This is a genomic window from Calditrichota bacterium (assembly GCA_014359355.1).
Classification (GTDB): Bacteria; Zhuqueibacterota; Zhuqueibacteria; order JANLFK01; family Oleimicrobiaceae; genus Oleimicrobium.
Genome location: JACIZP010000241.1, coordinates 1 through 3,365, shown reverse-complemented (window position 1 = coordinate 3,365; position 3,365 = coordinate 1). Strand labels below are relative to the sequence as shown.

3 protein-coding genes are annotated in these 3,365 nt (G+C 62.0%); all 3 read left to right on the top strand.

The annotated features are described in order from the left end of the window. Window positions 1–957: hydantoinase (locus H5U38_10855; GenBank protein ID MBC7187523.1), on the top strand; the 957-nt coding region annotated here is incomplete at its 5' end. 5 nt (window positions 958–962) lie between these two features. Continuing rightward, window positions 963–2,429 carry a DUF5009 domain-containing protein gene (locus H5U38_10850; protein ID MBC7187522.1) on the top strand — a complete coding sequence of 489 codons (1,467 nt, stop codon included), beginning with the start codon at window positions 963–965 and terminating at the stop codon, window positions 2,427–2,429. Between the two features lie 7 nt (window positions 2,430–2,436). After that, on the top strand, window positions 2,437–3,365 hold a 929-nt coding region (locus H5U38_10845; GenBank protein ID MBC7187521.1), incomplete at its 3' end, for a family 10 glycosylhydrolase.

Below are 3,365 nucleotides of genomic sequence, written 5' to 3'. Positions count from 1 at the left end.
CGGGTGAGCATCAATGAACGCGCTCTACGGTCGTTTTTCACCGTGTTCGCGCACCACATGGAGGACGACGTTCACCATTTGGCCAGGCGCGTCCTCACCCTGGCCACAGACAAGTTGCTCCCCGTGGTGAAGCGGCTCATGCGCGAGTACAAGCTGAGCCCGGAGATCGTCCAGCTGGTAGGCGGTGGCGGCGGCGCCCCAGCGCTGGTTCCGGCGCTTGCCCAGCGCCTGGGACTTTCCTACACCATTGCGCAGCACTGCGAGGTCATCTCGGCCATCGGCGTGGCTTTAGGCATCATCCGGGACGTGGTGGAGCGAACTGTGCTCAATCCCACGGAAGCAGACCTGATCGCCATTCGTCAGGAGGCCGTACGCTCGGTGGAGGCCATGGGCGCTGTGCCGGAGACCATCGAGGTAAGCGTTGAAGTTGACCTGCGAAGCAAGCGTGTCACTGCGGTGGCCACAGGGCAGAGCGAGTTCCGCACACGGGTGATGGGCATCGCCCCGTTGAGCGACGCAGAGCTGCATGAAATCGCCGCGCGCTCGATGCGCCTGCCCGCCGCGCAAGTGGAGCTGCGCGGGCGGACAGCCTTCCTGGCCGCGTTTGTCGGCCGTCGCTCGGTGCGGCGTCGGTTTCGCCTTGTGCACAAGGAGACTCACCCGGCCCGGGTGCTGAACCACGAGGGGGTGATACGACTGCAGCTACAGGATTGTGCTTCAGTAGCGGCAACCACTGTGCAGGAGGCCAAGAGCGTTGTGGCCAGCCTAATTGAAAGCCTTACCACCTACGGCGACGCCGGAGGCCTTGTTCCGGACCTGTACGTGCTGCTTTCCGCCAAGATTATCGACATGACGGGTTTGGTGCAGGAATCGCATATCAACGCGGTGCTTGAGATCGAGCTTCAGGGGCTGCCGGCCCAGGAGCCGTTGGTCATTCTTGCGACGCGAAAGAGATAGCCGGCATGACGACCTCAGTTCGCTCGCCCTCTTGGAGCGGTGCCTCGTCGTCACCCTACGACCCATCGGGCGGCCGTGTCCTCTCGTTAGACGCCCTGCGGGGCCTGGCCATCTTGGCTATGGTTCTTTCCGGCGTCATCCCTTACGGGGTGCTGCCAGCGTGGATGTACCACGCGCAACTGCCCCCTCCCACCCACAGCTTCGATCCGACGCGCGCCGGCCTTACCTGGGTGGACCTTGTTTTCCCTCTCTTTCTTTTCGCCATGGGGGCAGCGATCCCCCTGGCCATGACGCGCCGACTTGCGAGTGGCACGCCTGTCTGGAAGGTCGTACTCGGCATAGCGGAACGCGGCCTCCTGCTCGCATTCTTTGCCATCTTCTTGCGCCACGTCCGCCCGCACGTCCTCAATCCGCAGCCGACAGCGGCTACCTGGGGTATTGCTCTTGCAGGCTTTGCCGTAATGTTCCCCTTGTTCGCACGCCTCCCAGCGCACTGGCCGCGGTGGCAGAGGTGGGTCATTCGCGGCATAGGCTGGTCAGCCGCGGCGGCTCTCTTGGCCGTGCTCCGTTACCCCGATGGAAGCGGCTTCTCCCTGCAGAGGAGTGACATCATCATTTTGGTCTTGGCAAATGTGGCGGTATCGGGCTCGTTTCTCTGGCTACTGACGCGGAATCGTTTGCTACTCCGCCTCGGAGTCCTTGGCATCCTGTTGGGTCTTCGTTTGGCATCCGCAGAGCCCGGCTGGGTAAGGTGGCTATGGCAGGCCACGCCCGCCCCGTGGCTCTACAAGCTCTACTACCACCAATACCTTTTCGTGGTCCTCCCCGGTACGATTGCCGGCGATTTGTTCCTCAATTGGAGGAAGCGCCTGCACCAGGTGGAGGCCGGAACACAGGCGTGGAGTCCCTTCCGTAGCGGCGGGATCGTGGGCACGATTCTCGGTGTGCTCATCGCGTCCCTGGTGGGACTGCAGGCCAGGTGGCTGTGGCAGACGACGCTCATGAGCCTTATCCTTTGCGGCGTGGCTCTGTGTTTGAGCAGGAATGCCGCTTCCGAGCGCGAGTTCCTCGTGAGGCAGCTCCTGCTGTGGGGAGCCTACTGGTTGCTTGCCGGCCTCGTGTTCGAGCCGTATGAAGGGGGAATCAAGAAGGACCATTCGACGCTCAGTTACTACTTCCTGACCACCGGGCTATCTTTTTTCTTGCTGGCGGCCCTGGTCGTGGTCGTGGACATCTGGCGCGGACGACGCTTCCTGCAGCTCCTGGTGGCGAACGGCCAGAATCCGATGATCGCCTACGTGGGCATGGCCAACGCCATCTGGCCGGTGTTCGCGCTCACGCGCGCGGACAAATTGCTCGCGGCTCTCACTTCTTCGCCTTGGCTGGGCTTCCTGCGGGGCGTAGGCTATACGCTCTTGCTGGCGCTCATGGTGAGCTGGTTCACCCGGCGACGAATCTACTGGCGCACATGAGGTGCCCATGCGCAGCGCACTCCTCCGTCTATTCTTGCTCCTTCTTCCTTTTTGCGGCAGCGCGCAGCCGTTGCGCGAACTTCGCGCCGTCAAACTCACCAACGTCGATAGCTACGTGCTGTTCGACGACGCGGAGATTGCACGCGCCATGGACTTCTTGGCTGCCCATGGTTTCAATGTGGTCCTGCCGGTGGTCTGGAACGGCCACGGAGTGGACGGCGTCTACACGCTCTATCCCAGCGCAGTGATGGACAGGCTGTTCGGCAGGGCTATGTATCCGCTCTTCTTCCCCGGTCGCGACCCTCTGGAGCGCGTCGTCATTGAGGCCCACCGCAACGGCATGGAGGTCTGGCCGTGGTTCGAGATGGGTTTTTCCTGCTCCTACTCCCAGGGCGGCGGGTACATCCTGGGGACTTTTCCAGAGTGGGCCTTGCGGGACAACAGCGGAGCGCTGGTGGTGAAAAACGGATTCGACTGGATGTCGGGCATCAATCCCGAGGTCCAGGGTTTGCTGTTGGCCCTGGTGACTGAAATAGTGGACCGCTACGACGTAGATGGGATCGAGTTTTCAGACCGAATCCCTGCCATGCCCGTTGAGGGGGGCTACGACCTGGCGACTGCGCAGCTTTATGTCCAGGAACACGCTGGCAGCGCTCCGCCGGCCAACTACCGTGACCCTGAGTGGATGCGCTGGCGCGCCCAGAAGTTGACCGCCTTCTACCGTGCCGTACGAGACTCGGTGAAGCGCCGCAGCACGCACCTCATCGTCTCATCAAGCGCGAGCGTGTATCCGTGGGCCTACCAGGAATACCTGCAGGATTCGCCCACGTGGTTCAACAGTGGCATCATCGACAACCTCATTCCTCAACTGTACCGATATACTTTCTCCGAGTACCTATATGAACTGAATAGCTCACTGAGCTACGTTCCTCCGGC

Bases quoted from the DNA above. Each gene is read 5' to 3' on its own strand.
- H5U38_10850 (MBC7187522.1), top strand. From the start codon at position 963: ATGACGACCTCAGTTCGCTCGCCCTCTTGGAGCGGTGCCTCGTCGTCA.